At 36.3% G+C, this 22,489-nt stretch carries 21 protein-coding genes and 1 other annotated feature; all 21 genes read left to right on the top strand.

The features are described 5' to 3' along the window. The first annotated feature begins 393 nt into the window (after nucleotides 1-393). The 21 genes from spoIIGA (at nucleotide 394) to LC095_RS11015 (ending at nucleotide 22,488) form a co-directional block, all read left to right on the top strand. Nucleotides 394-1,323 (top strand): sigma-E processing peptidase SpoIIGA, encoded by a 930-nt coding sequence (spoIIGA, locus tag LC095_RS10915; protein ID WP_226528220.1) that lies wholly within the window; start codon nucleotides 394-396, stop codon nucleotides 1,321-1,323. Nucleotides 1,324-1,447: 124 nt separating this feature from the next. Continuing rightward, on the top strand, nucleotides 1,448-2,167 hold the full coding sequence (gene sigE / locus LC095_RS10920) for an RNA polymerase sporulation sigma factor SigE (RefSeq protein WP_226528221.1): 720 nt from the start codon (nucleotides 1,448-1,450) through the stop codon (nucleotides 2,165-2,167). 101 nt (nucleotides 2,168-2,268) lie between these two features. Then, entirely contained in the window at nucleotides 2,269-3,090 is an 822-nt protein-coding gene (sigG, locus tag LC095_RS10925; RefSeq protein WP_413467484.1) for an RNA polymerase sporulation sigma factor SigG, read from the top strand. Between the two features lie 310 nt (nucleotides 3,091-3,400). Continuing rightward, on the top strand, nucleotides 3,401-3,655 hold the full coding sequence (locus LC095_RS10930) for a YlmC/YmxH family sporulation protein (protein WP_216773091.1): 255 nt from the start codon (nucleotides 3,401-3,403) through the stop codon (nucleotides 3,653-3,655). Between the two features lie 92 nt (nucleotides 3,656-3,747). Continuing rightward, on the top strand, nucleotides 3,748-4,584 hold the full coding sequence (gene pgeF, locus LC095_RS10935) for a peptidoglycan editing factor PgeF (RefSeq protein WP_226528222.1): 837 nt from the start codon (nucleotides 3,748-3,750) through the stop codon (nucleotides 4,582-4,584). 3 nt (nucleotides 4,585-4,587) lie between these two features. Continuing rightward, complete coding sequence (locus LC095_RS10940) at nucleotides 4,588-5,274, top strand: YggS family pyridoxal phosphate-dependent enzyme (RefSeq protein ID WP_226528223.1); 687 nt, start codon at nucleotides 4,588-4,590, stop codon at nucleotides 5,272-5,274. A 1-nt stretch (nucleotide 5,275) separates the two neighbouring features. Then, nucleotides 5,276-5,725 carry a cell division protein SepF gene (locus tag LC095_RS10945; RefSeq protein WP_226528224.1) on the top strand — a complete coding sequence of 150 codons (450 nt, stop codon included), beginning with the start codon at nucleotides 5,276-5,278 and terminating at the stop codon, nucleotides 5,723-5,725. Nucleotides 5,726-5,731: 6 nt separating this feature from the next. Then, nucleotides 5,732-5,995: a YggT family protein gene (locus LC095_RS10950; protein ID WP_078434417.1), complete on the top strand. Its 264-nt coding sequence runs from the start codon at nucleotides 5,732-5,734 to the stop codon at nucleotides 5,993-5,995. A 130-nt stretch (nucleotides 5,996-6,125) separates the two neighbouring features. Next, complete coding sequence (locus LC095_RS10955) at nucleotides 6,126-6,902, top strand: RNA-binding protein (RefSeq protein WP_226528225.1); 777 nt, start codon at nucleotides 6,126-6,128, stop codon at nucleotides 6,900-6,902. A 125-nt stretch (nucleotides 6,903-7,027) separates the two neighbouring features. Continuing rightward, nucleotides 7,028-7,534, top strand: coding sequence for a DivIVA domain-containing protein (locus LC095_RS10960; protein ID WP_078434415.1), 507 nt, complete (start codon nucleotides 7,028-7,030; stop codon nucleotides 7,532-7,534). 72 nt (nucleotides 7,535-7,606) lie between these two features. Beyond that, nucleotides 7,607-7,836: a binding site (T-box leader), on the top strand. Between the two features lie 105 nt (nucleotides 7,837-7,941). Continuing rightward, entirely contained in the window at nucleotides 7,942-10,704 is a 2,763-nt protein-coding gene (ileS, locus tag LC095_RS10965; protein WP_226528226.1) for an isoleucine--tRNA ligase, read from the top strand. A 287-nt stretch (nucleotides 10,705-10,991) separates the two neighbouring features. Next, on the top strand, nucleotides 10,992-11,315 hold the full coding sequence (locus tag LC095_RS10970) for a TraR/DksA family transcriptional regulator (RefSeq protein ID WP_264196015.1): 324 nt from the start codon (nucleotides 10,992-10,994) through the stop codon (nucleotides 11,313-11,315). Between the two features lie 156 nt (nucleotides 11,316-11,471). Then, the gene (lspA, locus tag LC095_RS10975; protein ID WP_216773097.1) at nucleotides 11,472-11,936 is read left to right on the top strand and encodes a signal peptidase II; all 465 of its coding nucleotides are present in this window, start codon (nucleotides 11,472-11,474) and stop codon (nucleotides 11,934-11,936) included. After that, nucleotides 11,936-12,850, top strand: a complete 915-nt coding sequence (locus LC095_RS10980) for an RluA family pseudouridine synthase (protein ID WP_226528227.1) — start codon at nucleotides 11,936-11,938, stop codon at nucleotides 12,848-12,850. The genes lspA and LC095_RS10980 overlap by 1 nt, the downstream gene beginning before the upstream one ends. A gap of 195 nt (nucleotides 12,851-13,045) precedes the next feature. Further along, the gene (pyrR, locus tag LC095_RS10985) at nucleotides 13,046-13,591 is read left to right on the top strand and encodes a bifunctional pyr operon transcriptional regulator/uracil phosphoribosyltransferase PyrR (RefSeq protein ID WP_226528228.1); all 546 of its coding nucleotides are present in this window, start codon (nucleotides 13,046-13,048) and stop codon (nucleotides 13,589-13,591) included. A gap of 184 nt (nucleotides 13,592-13,775) precedes the next feature. Next, entirely contained in the window at nucleotides 13,776-15,056 is a 1,281-nt protein-coding gene (locus LC095_RS10990; protein WP_226528229.1) for a solute carrier family 23 protein, read from the top strand. A 171-nt stretch (nucleotides 15,057-15,227) separates the two neighbouring features. Then, nucleotides 15,228-16,145 carry an aspartate carbamoyltransferase catalytic subunit gene (locus tag LC095_RS10995; protein ID WP_226528230.1) on the top strand — a complete coding sequence of 306 codons (918 nt, stop codon included), beginning with the start codon at nucleotides 15,228-15,230 and terminating at the stop codon, nucleotides 16,143-16,145. Then, on the top strand, nucleotides 16,129-17,415 hold the full coding sequence (locus LC095_RS11000) for a dihydroorotase (RefSeq protein WP_226528231.1): 1,287 nt from the start codon (nucleotides 16,129-16,131) through the stop codon (nucleotides 17,413-17,415). Before LC095_RS10995 ends, LC095_RS11000 begins: the two co-directional genes overlap by 17 nt. After that, nucleotides 17,412-18,500: a carbamoyl phosphate synthase small subunit gene (locus LC095_RS11005; RefSeq protein ID WP_226528232.1), complete on the top strand. Its 1,089-nt coding sequence runs from the start codon at nucleotides 17,412-17,414 to the stop codon at nucleotides 18,498-18,500. Before LC095_RS11000 ends, LC095_RS11005 begins: the two co-directional genes overlap by 4 nt. Further along, nucleotides 18,500-21,712 carry a carbamoyl-phosphate synthase large subunit gene (gene carB, locus LC095_RS11010; protein WP_226528233.1) on the top strand — a complete coding sequence of 1,071 codons (3,213 nt, stop codon included), beginning with the start codon at nucleotides 18,500-18,502 and terminating at the stop codon, nucleotides 21,710-21,712. Before LC095_RS11005 ends, carB begins: the two co-directional genes overlap by 1 nt. Then, nucleotides 21,712-22,488 carry a dihydroorotate dehydrogenase electron transfer subunit gene (locus LC095_RS11015; RefSeq protein WP_319005793.1) on the top strand — a complete coding sequence of 259 codons (777 nt, stop codon included), beginning with the start codon at nucleotides 21,712-21,714 and terminating at the stop codon, nucleotides 22,486-22,488. Before carB ends, LC095_RS11015 begins: the two co-directional genes overlap by 1 nt. The last annotated feature ends 1 nt before the right edge of the window (nucleotide 22,489 follow it).

The raw sequence follows: 22,489 nt of genomic DNA on the forward strand, positions 1-22,489 counted from the left end.
CTAGGTGTGTGAGAAGCTTTTTCTTTGGTTATCTTAGGAAATTTATTAATCTTTATAAGAACATTTTAAGAAAATAAAAAAGCTTGTAGAGAAAAACACCCACTTTCTCTACAAGCTGAGAGTGCCTTTGGCACTCTTTTTTTCTGTTTTTACCTTCTTTTGATTAAGACAGTAAACAATTCTTTCTTAAATTTCCCATTTTCTATGATTCTAACCTGTCGACAAAAATTCTGATAATCTACCAAAAATACTTACGGTTTCTCGGCAGTAAATGACAGACTTCCTATTGAATTGGATTTATACTAGTTCCAACAGGTGCTCATCTATTGATCTACTATAAAACGGGATAGATAATAGGAGGGATTCGTATGACACGAGGGGAAGGAGTAACAGATGTCTATTTATTTAGACGTAATTTGGCTTTTAAACTTTTCCTTTGATTTATTTCTACTTGTTCTAACAGCAATCGTGTTAAAAAGGAAAATAAATAAATTACGAATGGTTTTGGCAGCTCTTATTGGGTCAAGTATTGTAATAATGATGTTTACACCATTAGCTTTTCTTGCGAATCATCCATTAGGAAAAATGTTTATCTCCGTTTTAATGGTTTTGACAGCTTTTGGTTTTAAAAGATTCCGTTTCTTTTTCCAAGGACTCCTTACCTTTTATTTTGTAACCTTTTTGGTTGGTGGTGGAATGATTGGAATACATTATTTTTTACAGCAGGAAATGACATATTTAGAAGGGGTTTTAATGACAAATTCGACTGGTTTTGGTCACCCAATTAGCTGGTTATTTGTTCTAATTGGTTTTCCTGTATTATGGTTGTTTGCAAGAAATAGCATAGAAGGAATTGAAACTAAAAAAATCCATTATGACCAGTTAGTAAAGGTACACATTACTGTGGAAAATATTCAGTTTTCATTGAAGGGGCTTATTGATAGTGGAAATCAACTGTTTGATCCAATTACAAGAAGTCCTGTCATGATTATCGATACGTTAAAAGTCCAGGAATTTCTTCCAAAGCTTCTAGTTCATCTAGCTATCCAGGATGATGTAATGAAAGCAATGAGTGAACAAAACGAAGGTCATGCTTGGGAACATAGGGTTCGTATTATCCCTTACCGCGTAGTAGGAAGTGAGCATCAATTTCTCTTAGGCTTTAAACCTGATGAAGTTTGTATCGAAACCAAAAATGAAACCTTAAAAGTTCAAAAAACAATTATTGGTTTAAACCGTACAACCTTATCCTCTGAGGATGCTTATGAATGCATTGTTCATCCGAAAATGCTTCAGGGACCATCGATTCAGCAAGTGTCTTAGTGATGTTACTTCTATCATACTCTGTAAAGAACCATTTAGTACGGCAGAGTATATTTCTTTTGAAAATTATTTAGTAAATGTTATGTAATAGTGGCCCATTAATTATGATTTGAGGGGGAGGAAAATGAAGAAATTAAAATTACATCTTACTTACTTATGGTATAAGCTATTAATAAAACTTGGTATTAAATCTGATGAGGTTTACTACATAGGAGGCAGTGAAGCATTACCGCCACCTCTCTCGAAAGAAGAGGAAGAAGTATTATTGCAAAAGCTACCATCTGGTGATAAGGCGGCAAGATCGATTTTAATCGAGAGAAATCTTAGACTTGTAGTGTATATCGCTAGAAAATTTGAGAATACAGGAATTAATATTGAGGATTTAATTAGTATAGGTACAATTGGATTAATTAAAGCTGTTAATACATTTAATCCAGAAAAGAAAATTAAACTTGCTACATATGCATCCCGCTGTATCGAAAATGAAATTTTAATGTATTTACGGAGGAACAACAAACTTCGTTCCGAGGTGTCTTTTGATGAACCGCTGAACATTGACTGGGATGGAAATGAATTATTATTGTCTGATGTATTAGGAACAGAAGATGATATTATTACAAAGGATTTGGAAGCAAACGTAGATCGAAAATTGCTTTTAAAAGCTCTTCAGCAATTAAATGATCGAGAAAAACAAATTATGGAGCTCCGATTTGGGTTACAGGGTGGTGAAGAAAAAACCCAAAAGGATGTTGCGGATATGCTTGGAATATCCCAATCTTATATTTCAAGACTTGAAAAAAGAATTATTAAAAGGTTGCAAAAAGAATTTAATAAAATGGTGTAAAAAATTTTTTTATTCTATCAAAGCCTATTATATCAATAAGGATGAGGATATCTGCTTCAAGTGACCTATAAAGCTTGTGCATATTTTTTCCTGTCGAGGAGATACTTAACTCTGTACAGCAACTCCTGTTAGGAGGGAAAAATGTGACAAGAAATAAAGTCGAAATTTGTGGAGTAGATACCTCAAAACTTCCAGTTCTTAAGAATGAGAAAATGAGAGAACTATTTAAGCAAATGCAAAACGGAGACTTATCAGCAAGAGAAGAGCTGGTAAATGGCAACTTAAGATTGGTACTTAGTGTAATCCAGCGATTTAACAACAGAGGAGAGTTTGTTGACGATTTGTTTCAAGTTGGCTGTATAGGATTAATGAAATCCATCGATAATTTTGACTTAGGCCAGAATGTCAAATTTTCAACATATGCTGTACCAATGATTATCGGAGAAATCCGTAGATACTTAAGAGACAATAATCCTATCCGGGTATCCCGCTCACTTCGAGACATTGCTTATAAGGCACTTCAGGTAAGAGAACGCCTCATGAGTGAAACATCTAGGGAACCTACTGCAGAGGAAATATCAAAAGAGCTTGATGTGCCTCATGAGGAGATTGTGTTCGCACTTGATGCTATCCAGGACCCGGTATCACTGTTTGAACCGATCTATAATGATGGTGGAGATCCAATCTTTGTTATGGATCAGTTAAGTGATGAAAAGAATCGCGATATTCAATGGATTGAGGAATTAGCTTTAAAAGAAGGCATGAGACGTCTAAATAGTCGGGAAAAGCTAATTTTAAGAAAACGCTTCTTCCAAGGTAAAACTCAAATGGAAGTTGCCGAAGAAATTGGAATATCTCAAGCACAAGTGTCAAGGCTTGAAAAAGCTGCAATCAAACAAATGAATAAAAATATTCAAAACTAAGGCTCCTCATTATGAGGAGCCTTTATCCGTTTATCCCACTTTAAAGGGCAGTAAAACTCTACTTTAGATCAGAGAGAAGCGAAGAAAATAATTGGGAGATAATTGTTTCTAAACATCTGCTGAAGGAGAGGACGTCCAAGTCAGTCTGAACATAAGATGTGTGGTTTTTATCGTGATAAATCTCATTTATATTATAAAATACAAGAAATAATTTACTTGTTTTGAATAGTTCGTACCCTAACTAACATAGATATGTATGAGGGGAGTTAGTGAATTGTGACGACCGACGAAAGACATTGGAGGGAAGCTTATGTATATTTCTGAGTTCCAAACAAAAGATGTTGTCAACGTTTCGGATGGGAAAAAGTTGGGGAATATTGGAGACTTCGATATAAATGTTACAACAGGTAAGATACAAGCTATTATAATTAATGGGAATGGGAGAATGCTGGGTTTCTTTGGGAAAGAAGAAGAATTTATCATTCCTTGGAGAAATATAGTTAAAATTGGGGAAGATGTTATTTTAGTTAGAATGAATCGACAAAATGAGATACAAGATGAATAATTTCTCACTCAATACTAAACGTAGTGGGGAAAATGTGGTAAAATAAAGAGTAATAGTATACATTAAATGTCGAAAATAAGGGTTGAACATTTATGAAAGCTAATGTTTTTGAGCAAATAGACGATACCCATCTAATTTTAACAAATTGGAATAGGCTAATAAAGGGTTTGACAGTTGGCTTTTCTACAAAATCTGGTGGTGTTAGTACTGGGAACTTTACATCTTTAAATCTTGGCCTTCATGTACAAGATCAGCCGGAAGATGTTAGAGAAAATCGAGAAGTTCTCGCGAAGTCACTCTCATTTCCAATAAAAAAATGGGTCTTTGCTGAACAAGTTCATTCAAACAGGATAATGAAGGTGAGCAAATCCAGTTGCGGGAAGGGAAGACTCAGTTACGAAGATGGATTAACAGCTTGTGATGGCGTCTATACTACTGAAAAAGGAGTTATGTTATCCCTTTGTTTTGCAGATTGTGTTCCTTTGTACTTTATTGCTCCAAAACACTCTCTTATAGGGGTAGCACATGCAGGCTGGAAAGGGACGGTAAAAGATATAGCTGGTAAAATGGTGAAAAAGTGGCGGTTAAATGAAGGAGTAGATGCAGACGATATTTATGTTGCCATAGGCCCTTCAATAGGTGATTGCTGCTATGTCGTTGATGATCAAGTTATATCATCAATTGATAAAAGGGTATTAGATTATAAACCAATACCTTATAAACCATTGGCTAATGGAAAATATCAACTAGATTTAAAGCTTCTTAATGAATATTATTTAAGAAATGCAGGCATTCTCAAAGAAAATGTATTAGTTTCAGACCTTTGTACAAGCTGTGAGAAAGAATTGTTTTTTTCACATCGAAGAGATGATGGGAAAACTGGTAGAATGCTCAGTTTTATTGGAATAAATGAGGAGGTTACCCTCTAACAAATGAACATTCAGGATAATTACAAAGCTATTCAACATACCATACAAACTACTTGTCAACGAGTTGGCAGAAATCCAGAGCAAATAAATGTCATAGCCGTAACAAAATATGTAAGTGTTCAACGTGCGAAGGCAGCTCTTGAAGCTGGTGTCCGTCATCTAGGTGAAAACCGGGATGATGGACTGAATGAAAAGGTAAAAGAACTAGGAAACGATCCCATCTGGCATTTTATTGGTTCGCTACAAACACGAAAAGTGAAAAACATCATTGATAAAGTTGATTTCATTCATTCTCTTGACAGATTGTCATTAGCGAAGGAAATTGAAAAAAGATCTTCCAAACCAATGAAATGTTTTGTACAAGTAAATGCTTCCGGAGAAAAGTCTAAACATGGCTGTTCACCAGAGGAACTTGTTGATTTTATTAAGCAGTTAACTCATTATCAACATATTCAAGTTGTTGGCCTAATGACAATGGCGCCAAACACAGAAGATAAAGAAGTTATAAGAAATTGTTTTAAAAAGGTAAGACAACTTCAACATGATGTACAGGCTTTACAGTTACCATCAGCACCTTGTCACGAGTTATCAATGGGAATGTCAAATGATTATGAGATAGCGATTGAAGAAGGTGCGACTTATATAAGAATTGGTACGTCACTTGTTGGAAACGAAACTGGAGGTGTATAATATGTCAATTAAAAATAGGTTTAAAAGCTTTTTTGCCTTAGATGACGAAGAATATGAATATGAGGAACCTGAAACGAAAGAACCGCAATATGAGGCTCCACAGCCACAAACTTTTCAAAATAAAACGCCACAATCACCTAAACAAAATGTTGTAAGTTTGCAAAGTGTTCAGAAATCGTCTAAAGTTGTTTTAAGTGAGCCTAGGGTGTATGCAGAAGCGCAGGAAATTGCAGATCAATTAAAAAATCGTCGTGCTGTCGTTGTTAATCTACAAAGTATACAAAGAGATCAAGCAAAACGGATAGTGGATTTTCTGAGTGGCACTGTTTATGCAATAGGTGGGGATATTCAACGAATTGGCACCGATATCTTTTTATGCACCCCTGATAATGTGGATGTATCGGGAGCAATATCTGAATTAGTATCAGAAGATGATCATCAAAGGTGGTAGGCAAACATGAGTATATTGTTAAGTTTAATTAACACTCTAATCACGTTTTACTCGTATGCGCTTATCGTATACATATTACTATCGTGGTTTCCTGGAGCTAGAGAATCAGGTTTTGGCCAATTCTTGGCTAAAATCTGCGAACCGTATTTAGAGCCTTTCCGAAAAATTATTCCTCCATTAGGAATGATTGATATTTCACCAATTGTCGCAATCTTAGCCTTACGTTTTGCTCAATATGGGGTTTCTTCAATATTTAGAATGATTGGCTAGGGACTATTAGTATAGTCCCTCTTTTTTTATCTTTTTAGAACTATGGTAAAACTCCTTAACAGCTGTTAGACCAAAGGAAACAAATTTTCATCTTTAGTATCTGAATCTTTTTATATAATGGAGTTGAATTATGAATCAAATTTATCAACATTTTCGACAGGAAGAACGGCAATTTATTGATCAAGTAGTAGAGTGGAAGGAAAACGTTCAAAATCAATACAGTCCAAAATTAACAGATTTTTTAGATCCTCGTGAACAGGAAATCGTCTCTTCTGTTATAGGAGAACATTTAGATGCAAAGGTTTCCTTTTCAGGTGGTGTTGAGGATACAGAAAGAAAACGTGTTTTAGTCTATCCTGATTATTATCAAGTATCAGAGGAAGATTTTAAACTATCTTTGTTTGAAGTTCAATATGCCTCTAAATTTATTACCTTGCAACATAGGCAAGTATTAGGATCTTTAATGAGCCTCGGATTAAAACGCAGTAAGTTTGGCGACATCCGTTTTCATAATGATACAGTTCAATTTATATGTGCAACTGAGATCTCTGAGTATCTTAGAACTAATTTTAAAGAAATTGGCCGTGCAAAGATATCTTTGAAAGAAATTGATTCTTATCAATTCATTCCCAATAAAGAAGAGGTACAAGAAATGGTCTCGACTGTTTCTTCGTTAAGACTAGATGTGGTAGGAGCAGCTATTTGTAATTTATCACGTCAAAAAATTCAACCTTTGATCACCAATGGTCATGTAAAGGTAAATTGGAAAATCGTTGATTCAGCTTCGTTTGAATGTCAAGAAGGAGATACTTTATCAATACGAGGATATGGAAGAAGTAAGTTGACCTCCATTGAAGGAAGAACGAAAAAAGATCGAGTTAGGATTGTTGTTAGTAAACAAAAATAAAGTTTGTGCTATCATATAATAAAATAATTTAAAAGAAATAGCAGGATTTTCAACAAACATGTCGAAATATGATTTATAATGTTGTCAAGGATTAACTATTTCACTACATATTGGAGGTGGCATCCATGCCTTTAACACCTTTAGACATCCATAATAAGGAATTTAATAAGGGGTTTCGTGGATATGATGAAGATGAAGTAAATGAGTTTTTAGATCAAGTCATAAAAGATTATGAGATGATTATCCGCGAAAAGAAAGAACTTGAATCTCGTGTAACAGAATTAAATGAAAAATTAGGTCATTTTACCAATATTGAAGAGACATTGAATAAATCAATTGTGATCGCTCAAGAAGCAGCAGAAGAAGTGAAGAGAAACGCTCAAAAAGAATCAAAGCTTATCATTAAAGAAGCTGAGAAAAATGCTGACCGTATTATTAATGAATCATTATCAAAATCACGAAAAATCGCGATGGAGATTGAAGAACTTAAAAAGCAATCAAAAGTATTTAGAACTCGTTTCCAAATGTTGATTGAAGCTCAACTTGACCTTCTTAAAAATGACGATTGGGATCATTTATTAGAGTATGAGGTTGAACCTGTTTTTGGTGAAGCCGAGGAAACAAAAAGCTAAACCTTGACTTTTTGTTTTTTTATCGCATATAATACGGAAACGTAGATATTTTTTGAAAACTCATAACACAAAAGTTAAACGGTGAAAGGGACAGTAGTCTTTTAGCAACCTTATTTAAGCGAATCGGGGATGGTGGAAGCTCGACATAAGGGTAAAAGATGAAGATCACCCTGGAGTTCCATGCTGAACATATCTAATAAGTAAGCTATGGCGATACATTCACGTTACGAATGATGGAGTGGATTAAATATTATATTTAATCTAATAGGGTGGTACCGCGAGATAACCTTCTCGTCCCTTGTAGGGATGAGAAGGTTTTTTGTGTTTTCAAGAGGTTGGAATTAATCTCATGAGATAGAAAACAGAAAATAGCTAAATAAAGATGAATAAATTTGGAGGAATACTAAATGGATTACAAAGATACCCTTTTGATGCCAAAGACTGATTTTCCGATGAGAGGGAATTTGCCTAAAAGAGAGCCATTAATCCAAGAAAAATGGGAAGAAATGAAGATTTATGAAAAGGTACAGGAACGAACAAAAGATCGTCCTCTTTTCGTTCTACATGATGGCCCTCCATATGCCAATGGTGACATTCATATGGGCCATGCTTTAAACAAAATCTTAAAAGACTTTATTGTACGCTTTAAATCTATGAGTGGATATTGTGCTCCTTATGTACCTGGTTGGGATACACATGGTTTACCGATTGAAACAGCCTTAACAAAAAACAAAAAAGTTAAAAGAAAAGAAATGTCTGTAGCTGAGTTCCGCAAGCTTTGTGAAGAGTATGCATGGGAGCAAATCAATGGTCAACGTGAGCAATTTAAGAGACTTGGTGTTCGTGGTGATTGGGAAAATCCTTATGTGACACTTAAGCCGGAATATGAAGCACAACAAATTAAAGTGTTTGGTGAAATGGCGAAAAAAGGTTATATCTATAAAGGGTTAAAACCGGTATATTGGTCTCCTTCAAGTGAATCAGCTCTTGCTGAAGCAGAGATTGAATATGCTGACAAACGCTCACCATCAATTTATGTAGCATTTCCTGTGAAAGATGGTAAAGGTGTTCTTTCAAATGATGTAAAAATTGTGATTTGGACGACAACACCATGGACAATGCCAGCTAATTTAGGGATTTCAGTTCACCCTGAACTAGAATATAGTGTTATTACAGTAGATGGTGAAAAATATCTAGTAGCATCAGAATTAGTAGAACCTGTTGCTTCAACAATTGGTTGGGAAGATTATGAAGTTGATCAAACAGTAAAAGGTTCCCAACTTGATCGTGTTGTAGCCAAACACCCAATTTACGATCGTGATTCATTAGTAATGCTTGGAGAGCATGTAACAAGTGAAGGCGGAACTGGTTGTGTTCATACGGCACCTGGTCACGGGGAAGATGACTTTATTGTGGGTCAACAATATAATTTAGATGTATTATGTCCTGTGGATGAAAAAGGGTATATGACAAAGGATGCACCGGGCTTTGAAGGACTATTCTATGATGAAGCAAATAAACCAATCACAGAAAAGCTTCAAGAAGTTGGAGCATTATTAAAGCTTCAATTTATTACACACTCTTATCCACATGATTGGAGAACGAAAAAGCCAACTATTTTCCGTGCAACAGCTCAATGGTTTGCTTCTATTAAAGATTTTCGTGATGAACTATTGAAAGCTGTAAATGAAACAAAATGGGTGCCTGCATGGGGTGAGACGCGTCTTTATAATATGGTTCGCGATCGTGGAGACTGGTGTATTTCACGACAACGTGCTTGGGGTGTACCGATCCCTGTATTTTATGCTGAAAATGGTGAACCAATTATTACAGATGAAACGATTGAGCATGTGTCTAACTTGTTCAGAGACAATGGATCTAATATTTGGTTTGAGCGTGAAGCAAAGGATCTTTTACCAGAAGGATTTACACATGAAGGCAGCCCGAACGGTAAATTTACAAAAGAAAATGATATTATGGATGTTTGGTTTGATTCAGGTTCATCACACCAAGCTGTATTATTTGAAAGAGAAGATCTCCAAAGACCTGCTGATTTATATTTAGAAGGTTCTGATCAATATCGAGGGTGGTTTAACTCATCTTTATCAACTGCTGTAGCTGTTACTGGGAAAGCGCCATACAAAGGTGTTCTAAGTCATGGTTTTGCTCTTGATGGAGAAGGGCGCAAAATGAGTAAATCATTAGGTAATACAGTAGTTCCTGCTAAAGTTATGAACCAGCTTGGTGGAGATATCCTTCGATTATGGGTAGCTTCTGTTGATTATCAGGCAGATGTACGTGTTTCTGATGCAATTCTTAAACAAGTTGCTGAAGTATACAGAAAAATTCGTAACACATTCCGTTTCTTATTAGGAAACTTAAGTGATTTTAATCCAACTACAGATTCAGTAAGCTTGGAAAATTTGCGTGATGTTGATCGTTACATGCTTGTAAAGCTTAATAAGTTAACGAAACGAGTTAAAGAAGCTTATGATCAATATGAGTTTGCAGCAATTTATCATGCAGTTCATAATTTCTGTACAATTGAATTAAGCTCTTTCTACCTGGATTTTGCAAAAGACGTACTATATATTGAATCTAAAGAAAATCAAGAGCGTCGTGCTATTCAAACGGTGCTTTATGAAACATTACTTTCACTAGTTAAATTAGTAACACCAATTCTTCCACATACAGCTGATGAAGTTTGGGAACAAATTGACTCTGTTAAAGAAGTAAGTGTTCAACTCGTTGATATGCCTGAAGTAAAAGAGTATGAACAGGCAGATGAACTCGAAAAGAAATGGGATTCATTTATGTCCTTACGTGATGATGTGTTAAAAGCATTAGAAGTAGCACGTAATGAAAAAGTTATTGGAAAATCGTTAACAGCAAGCATTTCTCTATATCCAAATGCAGATGCAAAAGCATTACTGGATTCTGTAGAAGAAGATTTAAAACAATTATTTATTGTTTCCGGATTTGGAATTGCAGGAGAATATGCTGTTGCTCCCGAACATGCACAAACGTTTGATACTGTTAAAATCGTTATTTCACAAGCTGAAGGTGAAACATGTGAACGTTGCTGGATCGTAACTCCTGAAGTTGGTCAAGTAGAAGATCACCCAACATTATGTCGAAGATGTGCTTCAATTGTTAAAGAACATTATTAATGTAAAAAAGCCATGTCCATTTTAGGATATGGCTTTTTTTTTGTCATAAAGAAGGTCACGCCCATTTTTTTACAAAAGTGTTTGGAGCAAATGAAAGAAGGGTAAGAAATACTTATCTAAACAATGAGTTGGCCGAAAATCAAAGTTAACAGCCTTTACATGCACAGGAAAATTCTTATCAGGGTGAGTCAAGCTACTTTCGGGCAAAACTATATTAACATCATGAGAAGGATAAGGAGTTGTCCATCTTGAATAAATTTTCTGGTATTCGCTATGAATTACAAGTGATGAAAGAAGAACTGCGAGCACGTTTATTTGATCACAGTTTGTTTGAAATGACTTGTGATGATCATCAAGGTAAAAGTCATACATTGATGCATCATATAAAAGAGGAACTTCAAGATGTAGAACGTGCCTTAATGAAAATTGATAAAGGACTTTACGGATATTGTGAAGAAACCGGTGAAGAAATATCTTTTGAAAAATTAAGGATACTCCCAACAGCCAGAACAAAATATGATTTCTTTTTCCAAGAACTATTTGAAAGAAAATCCCTTCCCCAACACGACTATACTCATGAAGGAACATATATCACAGGCAGCGATTTTTAATTGGAAGCTCAAATTACTTTATCAATGGTAAGTAATTTGGGCTTTTTATTTTAAAAAAGAAGATCGTTTTACAACTTCTTTAGCTTTCTTTTTTATTATGGTACAATTCATAAGGATAAACCTTGTACAAATAGAATATAGAAAGTTGGGGAGAATGTGTATTATTACATAATTGCCGGTTTAATTATCATTATTGACCAACTAACAAAATGGTTGATTGTGAAGAATATGGAAATTGGTGATCATATTCCTGTTATTGAAAATTTCTTTTATATCACATCACATCGTAATCGGGGAGCAGCCTGGGGGATACTTCCAGGACAAATGTGGTTTTTCTACATTATCACTGCGATTGTCATTGTGGGATTAATCTATTATATCCAAAAACATACGAAGGAAAATAAGGTCATGGGTGTTGCCTTAGGATTTATGCTTGGTGGAGCAATTGGTAATTTCATTGACCGTTTATTTCGCAAAGAAGTTGTCGATTTTATAAATACATATATCTTTTCATATGACTTCCCAATTTTTAATATAGCCGATTCTGCTTTATGTATTGGAGTAGGATTATTATTTATCCATATGTTGTTTTTTGAAGGGAAAAAGAAGGAGCAAGCTTAATGAACATCGTTGAAATACAAGTAAGTGAAGAGTATAAAAATGAACGCATTGATAAGTTTTTATCAACAGTAAATAATGAATGGTCTAGAACTCAAGTACAGCTTTGGATTAAAGACGGATTAGTAAAAGTAAATGACAGATTAATAAAAACGAACTACAAATGCCAAGTGGATGATAACATTGTAGTTGAAATTCCAGAACCAGAAGCACTAGATGTTGTTGCTGAAGAAATGGATTTGGATATCTATTATGAGGACCAGGATGTGTTAGTGGTTAATAAGCCGAAAGGAATGGTTGTTCATCCTGCGCCGGGGCATACGAGTGGTACGCTAGTGAATGGTTTAATGGCACATTGCAAAGATCTCTCAGGAATTAATGGTGTCTTAAGACCTGGCATTGTTCATAGAATTGATAAAGACACATCCGGATTACTTATGGTGGCAAAAAATGATATGGCACATGAATCCTTAGTACAACAACTTGTAGATAAAACGGTTACTCGCCGATATAAAGCACTTGTACACGGAAACATCCAGCATGATCATGGAACAATTAATGCCCCAATTGGCCGTGATAAAGTTGACCGTCAAAGTATGACTGTTACCAATGTTAGCAGTAAAGAAGCTGTCACTCATTTTCATGTATTAGACCGATTTGAACAATATACATTTGTTGAGTGTCAACTTGAAACAGGAAGAACACATCAAATTCGTGTTCATATGAAATACATCGGATATCCACTTGTAGGTGATCCGAAATATGGACCAAAAAAGACGCTGCCGATTAATGGACAGGCACTTCATGCAGGAATTCTTGGTTTTGAGCATCCGAGAACAAAGGAATACCTAGAGTTTGAAGCACCCTTACCAGCAGAGTTTTTAAAAGTTTTGGAACAGATTAAAAATAATCGTTGACACAATTCTACATGTTTGTCATAATGTAAATAACTTAAGAAGAACCTTTAACACAGTCCCGTGAGGCTGAGAAGGAAAACGGATAAGACATCAAAGTCTTTTGACTTAGGATGATTATGTCTTCGTTGACCCTCTCACTGTAAACGGTGGGAGGGTTTTTCGTTTTCAGAGGTTAAAAACGAAAGGAGAATAATGATGTCTCAAAAAGCAGTTTTATTAGACGAACAAGCAATCCGTAGAGCGTTAACAAGAATTGCTCACGAAATTATCGAGAGAAATAAGGGGATTGAAGATAGCATCTTAGTGGGTATTAAAACAAGAGGCATTTACCTTGCAAATAGACTTGCAGAACGAATCGAGCAGATCGAGGGGAATAAGATTGCCATTGGCGAATTAGATATCACACTTTACAGAGATGATCTGTCAAAAAAAACAGATGATCAAGAACCGCTGGTAAAGGGATCTAATATTCCTGTTGATGTAACGAACCAAAAAGTTATCTTAGTTGACGATGTATTATATACAGGCAGAACAGTAAGAGCAGCAATGGATGCACTGGTGGACATTGGCAGACCTGCAAATATTCAACTAGCTGTGTTAGTAGATAGAGGGCATCGTGAATTGCCAATACGTGCAGATTATGTAGGAAAGAACATCCCGACATCAAGCTCTGAAAAAATCGTTGTCGAATTGAAAGAAGCTGATCAACAAGATCAGGTTACAATACATGAAAATGAATAAATATTCCCTTTAAAGATTTGTCCAGAGAGGCAGCAAAGGGGACATAAAGATGTAGTCAACATTAGACTGCTTATCTTTTTGTACCTCTTTGCCCTTAAAGCAAAGAGGTTTTTTGTTTAATGTCAAACATTTCTTTCAAACATACATGCTAACAAAGAATGGAATAACATCGGAGGTTTAATACATGAAAGAAGATCAAATCGTTTTAGACGTAAAAGATACACCGAAGCCATTAACTTGGCTGGCACTTAGTTTTCAACATTTATTCGCAATGTTTGGTGCAACGATCCTTGTACCGTTTCTAGTTGAATTAGACCCGGCAGTAGCTCTAATTTCAAGCGGACTTGGCACAATCGCCTTTTTATTAATTACTAAAGGCCAAGTACCTGCATATCTCGGATCATCGTTTGCATTTATAACACCAATTATTGTTGCAAAAGCATCGGCAGGGATAGGGGCAGCGATGGTTGGGAGCTTCTTAGCAGGTTTAGTTTATGGAATAATCGCCTTGCTTATTAAAGGAACAGGACATAAATGGATTATGAAAATCCTCCCTCCGGTAGTTGTAGGCCCGGTTATTATCGTCATCGGATTAGGTTTAGCTGGTACAGCAGTTGGAATGGCAACAAATGATCCTGCTGGTGAATATAGCTTAAAATATTTCTCAGCCGCATTAGTCACATTATTAATTACCATCTTATGTTCAATTTTTTTAAAAGGGTTTTTTAACCTGATACCAGTGTTAATCGGAATTGTTGGAGGTTATATCTATTCTCTAGCAATTGGCATCATTGATTATACAAGTGTTATTGAAGCAAATTGGTTCCAAGTGCCGAACTTTGTTCTTCCATTTGTTGATTATACACCATCAATAACACTGGACATTGTCCTGTTGATGGTCCCGGTTGTTGTTGTTACAATATCAGAGCATATCGGTCACCAGCTAGTTTTAGGTAAGGTTGTAGGTAGAGATTATATTGAAAAACCAGGCTTACATCGTTCATTATTAGGTGATGGTGTAGCAACAATGATCGCGGCACTAATCGGCGGTCCTCCGAACACAACATACGGGGAAAACATCGGAGTATTAGCCATTACAAGAGTTTATAGCATCTTCGTTATAGCGGGTGCTGCAGTACTAGCGATTATCTTCGGATTTATAGGGAAAATTTCAGCGCTAATCAGTTCAATCCCTTCACCAGTTATGGGTGGTGTATCAATCCTTTTATTCGGGATTATCGCTTCTTCAGGATTACGAATGATGATTGACAGCAAATTAGATTTGGGAAACAAAAGAAATCTCATTATTGCGTCTGTAATCTTAGTCATAGGAATTGGTGAAGCAACATTGAAAATAGGAAATTTAGACTTGCATGGTATGGCATTAGCAGCGCTTATTGGAATCGCATTGAACCTAGTCCTGCCAGCTGATAAAGATGAAACAATCAATAAAGAAACAGCATAATAGAATGGCTTAGATCTTTTAAAGAGAAGTCCAGAGAGGCTTAAAAGGGTGTAAGGCAAACAAAGGTATACTTTACCTTCATTTGCTCTACCTTCAAACACCCTGAAAAAAATCAGGGTGTTTTTTCTATAAGAAATTAAAAAATAAATAAGATTATAGGAGTGGTTGGGCATGTCAAACGTATTAACGATGAACCAGCTTACGAATGAGGAAATTTACTCAATCTTAAACGATGCAGAACAATATAAATTAGGGAATGGTTGGAGGCCGTCAGATACAGTTTTTGTCTCAAATTTATTTTTTGAGCCAAGTACTCGAACAAGATTCAGCTTTGAAGTAGCTGAAAAGAAATTGGGACTTCAAGTGTTGAATTTTACTGCAGAGCATTCGAGTGTTCAAAAAGGTGAAACTTTGTATGATACAGTGAAGACACTTGAATCAATTGGTGCTAATGCAGTGGTGATAAGGCATCAACAAGATCACTTTTTTGAGGATTTGATTGATAAGGTATCTATCCCTATTATAAATGCTGGAGATGGTTGTGGTCATCATCCTACACAATCGTTGTTAGATCTACTCACAATTAAGCAAGAATTTGGTCATTTTGAAGGTTTGACGGTGTCGATTCATGGAGATATAAGACATAGCCGTGTTGCAAGATCTAATGCAGAAGTTTTAACAAGGTTGGGAGCAAGAGTACTTTTCTCTGGACCAAGTAAATGGCAAGATTCAACAAACACTTTCGGTAAATATGTGGATGTTCAGACGGCGATCCAACAATCAGATGTTGTAATGCTTTTAAGAATTCAACATGAAAGACATGAAGAAAAAGATCAAGCAGTAGATTACTTACATGAATTTGGTTTAACAAAGGAAAGAGAAAAACTTATGAAAAAGCATGCAATCATCATGCATCCTGCACCTGTCAATCGTGGAGTTGAAATTGATGGAGATTTAATAGAATGCGAGCGTTCCAGAATCTTCAAACAAATGGAAAATGGTGTGTTTGCCAGAATGGCAGTTTTAAAGAGAGCTTTACAACAAATTGAGCAAAATCAGGAGGTAGTGACACATGTTATTTGTTCTTAAAAATGGATTAATTTTAGATGAGCTTGGTGAGTTGAAAAAGTCAGATGTGAAGGTGGAAAACGGTAAGATTGTTGAAATTGGAGAAAACCTTTCAACAGATGGTTGTGAAATCATATCAGTAAATGGTCAATTAATTTCAGCTGGATTTATCGACCTGCATGTCCACTTAAGAGAGCCAGGTGGTGAACACAAAGAAACAATTGCAACAGGTACACAAAGTGCAGCAAGAGGTGGCTTTACAACAATTGCACCTATGCCAAACACTCGTCCGGTTCCTGATACAAAAGAACAAATGGAATGGCTGCAAAATCGTATTAAAGAAACAGCTGTTGTAAAAGTACTGCCATACGCTTCTATTACAACTAGACAGCTTGGTGAAGAATTAACGAACTTTGAGGCATTAAAAGAAGCGGGGGCATTTGCTTTTACTGATGATGGAGTAGGAGTTCAATCTGCAGGAAAAATGCTGGAAGCTATGAAAAAAGCAGCTTCTATTGGTGCAGCAATTGTTGCACACTGTGAGGAAAATACATTAATAAATAAAGGTTCAGTACACGAAGGAGAATTTTCTAAAAAGCATGGCATCAATGGAATCCCTTCTGTATGTGAGTCTGTACATATCGCGAGGGATATCCTTCTTGCGGAAGCTGCAGGCTGTCACTATCATGTGTGCCATATTAGTACAAAAGAATCTGTGCGAGTGGTTAGAGATGCAAAGCGTGCAGGTATTAACGTAACAGCTGAGGTAACACCACATCACTTATTATTATGTGAAGATGATATTCCAGGGCTTGATCCGAACTTTAAAATGAACCCGCCTTTAAGAGGAAAAGCAGATCAAGAAGAATTAATTGAAGGCTTATTAGATGGAACAATTGATTTCATCGCAACAGATCATGCCCCACATGCAGCGGAAGAAAAAGCAGAAGGGATGCAGTTAGCACCATTCGGAATTGTTGGATTAGAAACAGCATTTCCGTTATTATACACACACTTTGTTTTAACAAAGAAATTTACATTAAAACAACTTGTTGATTTCCTAACAGTTGAACCTGCAAAAGCGTTTGATTTAACGGGAGGAATACTTAAAGTTGGGGAAACAGCTGATATTACTGTGGTAGATTTAGAAGCAGAAGTGTCAATTGACCCAAGTGAATTTTTATCAAAAGGAAAGAATACACCATTCACAGGCTGGGAATGTAAAGGCTGGCCAACATTAACAATCGTAGATGGAAACATTGTATGGGAAAAGGGAGGCATCACAGTATGAAAAGACAACTAATCTTAGAAGATGGAACAATATTTTTAGGTGAAGCATTTGGAAGTGATAAAGAAAATTACGGAGAAGTCGTATTTAATACAGGAATGACAGGCTACCAAGAGATTCTTTCAGATCCTTCATACTGTGGTCAAATTGTGACACTAACATATCCGTTAATCGGAAACTATGGAATTAACAGAGATGATTTTGAAACAATTACACCATTTATCAATGGGTTTGTTGTAAAAGAATTTTGTGATTTTCCTTCAAACTGGAGAAGTGAATATACAATCGACGAGTACTTTAAAATGAAGAATATACCGGGAATTGCCGGAGTCGACACTCGTAAGTTAACAAGAATCATTCGTATGCATGGTACATTAAAAGGTGCGATCGTTTCTGCAGATGCAAATCCGGAAGAAGTTATTAGCAGACTAAAAGGAGCAGAACTTCCTACTAATCAAGTACAAGTGGTTTCAACAAAAACTGCCTATCCAAGCCCAGGTAGAGGACATCGTGTAGTCTTAGTTGATTTCGGGATGAAGCACGGAATTTTAAGAGAATTAAATAAACGTAACTGTGACATCGTAGTTGTTCCACATAATGTAACAGCTGACGAAGTATTGCAGCTTAATCCTGATGGAATCATGCTTTCAAATGGGCCTGGAGACCCAAAAGATGTGCCAGAAGCAATTGAAATGATAAAAGGTATTTTAGGAAAAGTTCCGTTATTTGGGATATGTTTAGGCCATCAATTATTTGCCTTAGCATGTGGAGCGGATTCAGAAAAAATGAAATTCGGTCACCGTGGATCTAACCATCCTGTAAAAGAATTAAGCACAGGTAAAGTAGATATTACTTCACAAAACCATGGATATACAGTTAAGGAAGATTCAATTAAGGATACAGAACTAGAAGTAACACATGTAGCATTAAATGATGGAACAGTTGAAGGTTTAAAACATAAACAAGCACCTGCATTTACAGTTCAATACCATCCAGAGGCTTCACCAGGTCCAGAGGATGCGAACGGATTATTTGATCAATTTTTAAACTTGATGATTGAAGCTAATAAGAAAGAAGGGGTTCTATAATGCCAAAACGTACAGACATCAATAAAATTCTTGTTATCGGTTCAGGTCCAATCGTAATTGGTCAAGCTGCAGAGTTTGACTATGCTGGAACGCAAGCGTGTATCGCACTAAAAGAAGAGGGATATGAAGTTGTTCTTGTCAACTCAAACCCGGCAACAATTATGACGGATACTGAAATTGCAGATAAAGTATATATTGAGCCCCTTACGGTTGAATTTTTAAGCAATATTATTCGTAAAGAACGCCCAGATGCACTTGTTCCAACATTAGGTGGTCAAACAGGTCTTAACATGGCAGTTGAACTTGCTGAATCTGGTGTACTTGAAGAGTGTGGAGTTGAAATCTTAGGAACAAAACTATCTGCGATTAAGCAGGCGGAGGATCGTGATTTATTTAGACAATTAATGAATGAGCTAAATGAGCCGGTACCTGAAAGTGAAATTATCCACAATTTAGATGAAGCATTTGCGTTCGTAAAACAAATTGGTTACCCAGTTATCGTAAGACCGGCTTATACATTAGGCGGAACTGGTGGAGGAATTTGTGAAAACGACGAAGAGCTTGTTGAAATCGTGACGAGCGGGTTAAAAAACAGTCCTGTAACACAGTGTCTTCTTGAAAAGAGTATTGCGGGCTTTAAAGAAATTGAGTATGAAGTAATGCGTGATGCAAATGACCATGCCATCGTTGTATGTAACATGGAAAACTTTGATCCTGTTGGTGTTCATACTGGTGACTCAATCGTTTTTGCACCAAGTCAAACATTAAGTGACCGAGAATATCAAATGCTTCGTAATGTGTCATTAAAAATCATCCGTGCCTTAAAAATTGAAGGTGGATGTAATGTTCAACTAGCACTTGATCCAGACAGTTTTAGATACTATATCATTGAGGTTAATCCGCGTGTAAGTAGATCATCAGCTTTAGCTTCAAAAGCAACTGGTTACCCAATTGCAAAACTTGCGGCAAAAATAGCCGTTGGGTTAACACTTGATGAAATGAAAAATCCTGTTACAGGTAGAACATATGCATGTTTCGAGCCTGCATTAGACTATATCGTATCTAAGATTCCTCGCTGGCCATTTGATAAGTTTGAGTCTGCAAACCGTCGTTTAGGAACTCAAATGAAAGCAACTGGTGAGGTAATGGCGATTGGACGTACACTTGAAGAATCATTATTAAAAGCAGTGCGCTCACTGGAATCTGATGTAGATTATTTACGATTAAAAGATGCAGATCAATTTACGGATGAGCTGATTGAAAAACGTATTCGTAAAGCTGGAGACGAAAGATTATTTTACATTGGTGAAGCGTTAAGAAGAGGCGTGACAAAAGAAACGATTCATGAGTGGAGTAAAATTGACTTATTCTTCTTAATGAAAATTGAAAAAATCATTTCGTTTGAACAGAAACTTAAAGAAAATCCTTATGAATTAACAACATTGCAAAAAGCTAAAGAAATGGGCTTTGCAGATTCTGAGATTGCTAAGTTATGGAATACAAATGATCGCGAAGTTTACGAGTTAAGAAAACAAGCGAATATTATCCCGGTTTATAAAATGGTTGATACATGTGCCGCGGAATTCGAATCGGCAACACCTTACTTCTACGGATCTTATGAGGATGAGAACGAATCAATTGTTACTGAGCGTGAAAGTGTCGTTGTTCTTGGATCAGGTCCGATTCGAATTGGTCAAGGTGTGGAGTTTGATTATGCTACAGTACACTCTGTTTGGGCGATAAAAGAAGCTGGATATGAAGCTATTATCGTAAATAACAACCCGGAAACAGTTTCAACAGATTTTAGTATTTCAGATAAGCTTTATTTTGAACCACTAACAATCGAAGATGTTATGCATATTATCGATTTAGAAAAACCAAAGGGTGTAGTTGTTCAATTCGGTGGGCAAACAGCTATAAATCTTGCTGATGAGTTAGAAGCTAGAGGCGTAAAAATCCTTGGAACATCTCTTGAGGATTTAGATCGTGCTGAGGATCGTGATAAATTTGAGCACACTTTAGCAACACTTGGTGTACCACAGCCACTTGGAAAAACAGCTACTTCTGTTGAACAGGCTGTAAAAATTGCAGAAGGAATCGGATACCCAGTACTTGTAAGACCGTCATATGTACTTGGTGGACGTGCTATGGAAATTGTTTACCAGGAAGCTGAACTTTTACACTACATGAACAATGCAGTGAAAATTAACCCGCAGCACCCTGTTTTAATCGATAAATATTTAACAGGTAAAGAAATTGAAGTTGATGCAATTTCCGATGGAGAAACAGTTCTGATTCCTGGTATTATGGAACACATTGAACGCGCTGGTGTTCACTCAGGAGATTCGATCGCTGTGTATCCTCCACAATCTTTATCAGAGGAAATCAAAAACAGCATCATTGATTACACAATCAAGCTTGCAAAAGGCTTAAACATTGTAGGGTTGTTAAATATCCAATTCGTTTTATCAAAAGGTGAGGTTTACGTATTGGAAGTAAACCCTCGTTCAAGTCGTACTGTTCCTTTCTTGAGCAAGATTACAGGAGTGCCAATGGCAAACTTAGCGACAAAAGTCATTCTTGGTGCGAAATTAACAGAACTTGGATATGATACAGGCTTACACCCAGAAAGTGAAGGTGTTTATGTAAAAGCTCCTGTCTTCTCATTTGCGAAATTACGCAGAGTTGATATCACATTAGGACCTGAAATGAAATCAACCGGAGAGGTTATGGGTAAGGATGTAACTCTTGAAAAAGCTCTTTACAAAGCACTAGTTGCATCTGGAATTCAAATTAAGAATCATGGATCAGTATTGTTAACAGTTGCAGATAAAGATAAAGAAGAAGGTTTGGAGATTGCAAGAAGGTTCCATCAAATCGGTTACCAAATCCTTGCGACAAGTGGAACTGCTGATTATTTAAGAACCTATAATATCCCAGCGAAAGTAGTTAATAAGATTGGTGCAGATGAACCGAATTTACTTGATGTAATTCGCAAAGGTGAGGCACAATTTGTCATCAATACATTAACAAAAGGAAAGCAACCTGCCAGAGACGGATTTAAAATTCGCCGTGAATCTGTAGAAAATGGTATTCCTTGCTTAACTTCATTAGATACAGCAGTAGCCATTTTACGAGTATTAGAATCTATGACATTCTCAACAGATACAATGCCTAAGATCAAGAAGCAACTAGAGGTGAGCTTAACGTGATAAAAAAAGAACTCATGGTCGTGACAAAGCATGAAAAAATAGCGGAACATATTTTTCAGCTAACACTGCAAGGTGAATTAGTTTCAGAAATGGGCAATCCTGGTCAGTTTGTACACTTAAAGGTATCAGAAGGATCGACACCTCTTTTAAGAAGACCAATTAGTATTTCTGAAATCCATAAAGAGAAAAAACAATTTACGATGATCTATAGAGCAGAAGGGGCTGGCACTCAGCTCCTTTCTCAAAAGGTCGTTGAAAATGTAGTGGATGTTTTAGGACCTTTAGGGAATGGATTTCCGATTGAGCAGGTTGAGAGCGGACAGACAGCTTTATTAGTAGGAGGCGGAATTGGTGTACCACCATTGCTTGAGCTTTCAAGACAATTAGTAGCAAAAGGTGTAAAAGTGCAACATGTTCTGGGGTTTCAATCTGAAAATGCTGTGTTCTTAGAGGAAGAGTTCTCCAGCCTTGGAAAAACAATTGTCACAACTGATGATGGTTCTTATGGGTATAAAGGCTTTGTAACAGATGCAATCAAAGATCACGACATGCAGTTCGATACAATGTTTTCTTGCGGGCCAACTCCAATGTTAAGAGCATTAGAAAAACTTCATGGTCATAAACCACTATTTCTTTCACTAGAAGAAAGAATGGGCTGTGGCGTTGGAGCTTGTTTCGCATGTGTATGTCACACGGGTGATGATCCGACTGGAACCAGCTACAAAAAAGTTTGTAGTGATGGACCTGTGTTTAAAGCTGGAGAGGTGGTTTTATAAC

Origin of the sequence: Metabacillus niabensis (assembly GCF_020524345.1) — a bacterium.
GTDB lineage: Bacteria > Bacillota > Bacilli > Bacillales > Bacillaceae > Metabacillus > Metabacillus niabensis_B.

Bases quoted from the DNA above. Each gene is read 5' to 3' on its own strand.
- LC095_RS10950 (WP_078434417.1), top strand. From the start codon at position 5,732: ATGAGTATATTGTTAAGTTTAATTAACACTCTAATCACGTTTTACTCG.
- pyrR (WP_226528228.1), top strand. From the start codon at position 13,046: ATGTCTCAAAAAGCAGTTTTATTAGACGAACAAGCAATCCGTAGAGCG.
- LC095_RS10930 (WP_216773091.1), top strand. From the start codon at position 3,401: ATGTATATTTCTGAGTTCCAAACAAAAGATGTTGTCAACGTTTCGGAT.
- LC095_RS10970 (WP_264196015.1), top strand. From the start codon at position 10,992: ATGAAAGAAGAACTGCGAGCACGTTTATTTGATCACAGTTTGTTTGAA.
- LC095_RS10960 (WP_078434415.1), top strand. From the start codon at position 7,028: ATGCCTTTAACACCTTTAGACATCCATAATAAGGAATTTAATAAGGGG.
- carB (WP_226528233.1), top strand. From the start codon at position 18,500: ATGCCAAAACGTACAGACATCAATAAAATTCTTGTTATCGGTTCAGGT.
- LC095_RS10955 (WP_226528225.1), top strand. From the start codon at position 6,126: ATGAATCAAATTTATCAACATTTTCGACAGGAAGAACGGCAATTTATT.
- LC095_RS10980 (WP_226528227.1), top strand. From the start codon at position 11,936: ATGAACATCGTTGAAATACAAGTAAGTGAAGAGTATAAAAATGAACGC.
- sigE (WP_226528221.1), top strand. From the start codon at position 1,448: ATGAAGAAATTAAAATTACATCTTACTTACTTATGGTATAAGCTATTA.
- spoIIGA (WP_226528220.1), top strand. From the start codon at position 394: ATGTCTATTTATTTAGACGTAATTTGGCTTTTAAACTTTTCCTTTGAT.
- ileS (WP_226528226.1), top strand. From the start codon at position 7,942: ATGGATTACAAAGATACCCTTTTGATGCCAAAGACTGATTTTCCGATG.
- LC095_RS11000 (WP_226528231.1), top strand. From the start codon at position 16,129: ATGTTATTTGTTCTTAAAAATGGATTAATTTTAGATGAGCTTGGTGAG.
- LC095_RS10940 (WP_226528223.1), top strand. From the start codon at position 4,588: ATGAACATTCAGGATAATTACAAAGCTATTCAACATACCATACAAACT.
- LC095_RS10990 (WP_226528229.1), top strand. From the start codon at position 13,776: ATGAAAGAAGATCAAATCGTTTTAGACGTAAAAGATACACCGAAGCCA.
- LC095_RS11005 (WP_226528232.1), top strand. From the start codon at position 17,412: ATGAAAAGACAACTAATCTTAGAAGATGGAACAATATTTTTAGGTGAA.
- LC095_RS10995 (WP_226528230.1), top strand. From the start codon at position 15,228: ATGTCAAACGTATTAACGATGAACCAGCTTACGAATGAGGAAATTTAC.
- pgeF (WP_226528222.1), top strand. From the start codon at position 3,748: ATGAAAGCTAATGTTTTTGAGCAAATAGACGATACCCATCTAATTTTA.
- LC095_RS10945 (WP_226528224.1), top strand. From the start codon at position 5,276: ATGTCAATTAAAAATAGGTTTAAAAGCTTTTTTGCCTTAGATGACGAA.